This is a genomic window from Cytobacillus sp. EB106-05-05-XG126, assembly GCF_058791715.1.
Window position 1 is genome coordinate 1 of record NZ_JBYTDU010000003.1, and the last position, 3,325, is coordinate 3,325.

Below are 3,325 nucleotides of genomic sequence, written 5' to 3' on the forward strand. Positions count from 1 at the left end.
CTTGCCGACGCGCAGGCAGAGGCTTAGTTGAACCAATCGGGTTCGTAGTGTCGATTGATCGAAGCGATAGCGGAGATCTTAGCGACACTAGAACGCGACTAACAATCAGTGGGGGATAAGGAAAACCCCCACTGATTGAAGTTTCACTTTATAGATGGTTGATATGTTGGTGGGTGAGTGGTTGATGCTGATACATGAAGAAAGGACAGGCATTTGCCTGTCCTTCATCTATTTTAATACTTTGTCTGGTCATATAGGGTTAATTGATCTAAATTCTTATGCACGGTTATGAGCTTTTTAAGAAGGCTCATGAACTTTTGTTTATCTTCAAAAGGAGTGACATCCAGCTCCCTTTTTAGCTCATTGCTTTTAGTAACGAGCTCATCGAATTTTTGAATAGCCGGGCAGTTGTTTTTAGTCATAAGTAATTCTCCTAATCTAAGCTCTTAATATAACTTTATCACAAAAATAAATTTCAAAGGAAACAGCTATATTTCATTTATATTAAAAAGGAATCGCCATCTTAACTATTTTGTTAAAAGTGTCAGATTTTGTTGAAACCTAGAGAATAGAGTCATATAGTAGCAACATGCTTAGAAAAGCGGAAGCGCCTTGCCCACGTAAGAACGCATACTAAGATCGCCACGTCCTCCCAAAAGCTGCCGCTTTCGGTCGTGCGATGTATCGCTGACGTAGCTTTCCTTGTGGAGCTAGACAGTTATCGACGTACAAAATTGAATATTTGGTTTTAATAATAGACAAGGTTAGAAAACCAGGGGGTGAGATCCTTGTCGACTGTATTATTTGGAACGGTAGAATATTATGAAAGAGAATTAATCAGCTATTTTACAAATAATCATATAAGCAATAAGGATGATGCTGCCATGAAAGTATTCCTTATGCTTGAAGCGGAGATATTCAATGTGTTCTTATTTGACGAAGCGATCCGGATTAGGTGTATGCAAAATCTTTTAAAAGCTTTTTGCCGGGTATCTGAAACACACTTGATCAATTAGCAGCCTATAAATGAATAGAGCAATTGAAAAAAGAGGTCCCTGCAGTGAGAGACCTCTTTTGTTTAATTTAGAATAGTAACCTTTACATCTTTTCTTCCCCACTGCAGTGCATCCTGCTCTCCAGGAATAAACACATCAATTTCATGTCCGTTAATTCCGCCGCCAATATCCTCGGCAGTTGCATAGCCATATCCTTCTACAAATACTTTAGAACCCAAAGGAATTACGTCTGGATCAACTGCAATTACTTTTTCATCCGGGTTATCGATAAGATTGACTCCTGTTTTTGTAATGCCGATACATCCTTCACAGCTTGCTGTATAGGCAGTTGCAGTAACAGTCAGAACTTTCCCTTCTTTTGCTGCAGGCTCATTGGTGTTTGCTGCTTTAACGACGGTCTTAGGATTAAAAGCTTCTTTTTTCACTGATTTATTTTTATAGATGATTAGCTCTAATCCAGGTTTTATAAAATCGGATTTCAGCTGATTCCACTTCTTAAGGTGATGTACACTTATATTGTATGTTTTGGCAATATTCCAGAGAGTATCACCGGATTCTACTATGTATATTTCTTCAGGTGAAACATCAAGCTTGTCATTTGGGTGAATCAGATCCCCGGATAGGCCATTCCAGTTTTTAATATCCTGAACGGACACTTCGTGTTTTTGTGCTATGGACCATAGGGTATCCCCTTTATTTACAGTTACTTCTTCTGCATATGCGCTTACACCTGCTGTGCTCCAGATGATTAAGCTCGCGAGCAGATAATAAAAATACTTTTTCATGTTAAACCTCCTATAAACTTAGTTGACAATTATTATGCTAGCACAGAAAATTCTGAGTAAAAGAACAGAGAGGTTATAATTAAATTACGCACATTTCAGGAAAATAACGAAGAAATGGCAAAACATCATAATGTTCATACTGGATGGACGAAAAGCCTTAGATATAGTCATATTTGATATATTAGAGCCTTAAGATGGTTTAAATAGAAAGTTTTTCCTCTATGTGCAAGAAAGAAAAAATTCTCTTGGTGTGTTACATATCTCACTGACAAAGAAGAAAAGTTGTTTTTTAATGGTAGATAAATATAAAGAAGAATTTAATGGATATTGACAGGGGGCAAGCTCATATAATCTAAGGAAGATGTGTCAAAAGTGGCTATGTAAATTCTCTTCCGGAGATCCAATTATGAGTCCATTGAGAATTTCCAATAATAGTCTGAGGTTGTGTCGACACATGGGAGAGTAGGGTGTATAATGGTTACGGTTACATGTTTAAATGTTGTGAAAATTTTCAGCATTGGAGGGGATGGGCATGGAGCTTTGGAATTTATACCAGAATAACTATTTGATAGTTTTCGTGTTTTTGTGCCTGGGCGTATTGCTGCCTGTGGTGGCTTTGTTTTTGGGAAAGCTTTTGCGGCCCTATAAGCCATATGATACGAAGTATACCACATATGAGAGCGGGATTGAGCCATTCCAGGATTCGAGGGTGCAGTTCAATGTCCGCTATTATATTTTTGCCCTGATGTTTGTCATTTTTGATGTGGAAACAGTATTTTTGTACCCGTGGGCAGTGGCATATGAGAAGCTTGGTATTTTTGCATTGATTGAGATGCTGATTTTTGTATTTATGCTAATAATTGGACTTGTTTATGCATGGAAAAAGAAGGTGCTGAAATGGATTTAAAGTTGGATAATATTACACCGGAAGAAATGGAAGAACTGCAGCGCAATGTGTTTATGGCAACCTTGGAACAGATTAAAGCGTGGGCGCGGAGTAATTCATTGTGGCCAATGACCTTCGGGCTTGCTTGCTGTGCCATTGAAATGATGGGTGTAGGTTCATCGCATTACGATTTGGACCGTTTTGGATCTTTTTTCCGCACATCTCCCCGTCAGTCTGATGTCATGATTGTTTCAGGTACAGTAACAAAGAAAATGGCGCCTATTGTCCGCCGTCTTTATGATCAGATGCCTGAACCAAAATGGGTGATCGCGATGGGATCCTGTGCAACTGCGGGTGGGCCATATGTGAAATCTTACTCAGTAGTTAAAGGGGTCGACCAGATTGTCCCTGTTGATGTATACATACCAGGATGCCCGCCGAACCCGGCAGCATTGATTTATGGAATTAATAAGTTAAAAGAGAAAATCCGTTATGAGGCTAAGACTGGGAAGAAGGTGATCTAACCTATGAGCGGAGAAAAAGATCTTGAACAGCTGAAAAAAGAGGCTGCAGCAAAAGCGAAGGCAGCGGCCCTGGCTAAAATGAAAGCGAAAGAGCAGGGAGAAACAAAGGAAGAA

5 protein-coding genes are annotated in these 3,325 nt (G+C 39.3%); 3 read left to right on the top strand and 2 right to left on the bottom strand.

Translation table 11 applies throughout. The features are described 5' to 3' along the window. Positions 1-233 precede the first annotated feature (233 nt). The gene (locus AC3WTL_RS13130) at positions 234-422 is read right to left on the bottom strand and encodes a hypothetical protein (protein WP_048007947.1); all 189 of its coding nucleotides are present in this window, start codon (positions 420-422) and stop codon (positions 234-236) included. Between the two features lie 366 nt (positions 423-788). On the opposite strand from AC3WTL_RS13130, the gene AC3WTL_RS13135 reads away from it, so the two are divergent. Next, entirely contained in the window at positions 789-1,016 is a 228-nt protein-coding gene (locus AC3WTL_RS13135; protein WP_163142322.1) for a hypothetical protein, read from the top strand. Between the two features lie 62 nt (positions 1,017-1,078). Here the strand turns inward: AC3WTL_RS13135 and AC3WTL_RS13140 are convergent, their stop codons facing one another. After that, a complete protein-coding gene (locus AC3WTL_RS13140) occupies positions 1,079-1,801 on the bottom strand; it encodes a 3D domain-containing protein (RefSeq protein ID WP_248350020.1) in 723 nt (240 codons plus the stop codon). 532 nt (positions 1,802-2,333) lie between these two features. Here AC3WTL_RS13140 and AC3WTL_RS13145 point away from each other — a divergent pair. Then, positions 2,334-2,708, top strand: a complete 375-nt coding sequence (locus AC3WTL_RS13145; protein ID WP_248350018.1) for an NADH-quinone oxidoreductase subunit A — start codon at positions 2,334-2,336, stop codon at positions 2,706-2,708. After that, on the top strand, positions 2,699-3,211 hold the full coding sequence (locus AC3WTL_RS13150) for a NuoB/complex I 20 kDa subunit family protein (protein WP_035327895.1): 513 nt from the start codon (positions 2,699-2,701) through the stop codon (positions 3,209-3,211). Before AC3WTL_RS13145 ends, AC3WTL_RS13150 begins: the two co-directional genes overlap by 10 nt. Positions 3,212-3,325 lie beyond the last annotated feature (114 nt).

Excerpts from the sequence above, each read along its gene's own strand:
- AC3WTL_RS13130 (WP_048007947.1), bottom strand. The coding sequence starts at position 422 with ATGACTAAAAACAACTGCCCGGCTATTCAAAAATTCGATGAGCTCGTT.
- AC3WTL_RS13140 (WP_248350020.1), bottom strand. The coding sequence starts at position 1,801 with ATGAAAAAGTATTTTTATTATCTGCTCGCGAGCTTAATCATCTGGAGC.
- AC3WTL_RS13145 (WP_248350018.1), top strand. The coding sequence starts at position 2,334 with ATGGAGCTTTGGAATTTATACCAGAATAACTATTTGATAGTTTTCGTG.
- AC3WTL_RS13150 (WP_035327895.1), top strand. The coding sequence starts at position 2,699 with ATGGATTTAAAGTTGGATAATATTACACCGGAAGAAATGGAAGAACTG.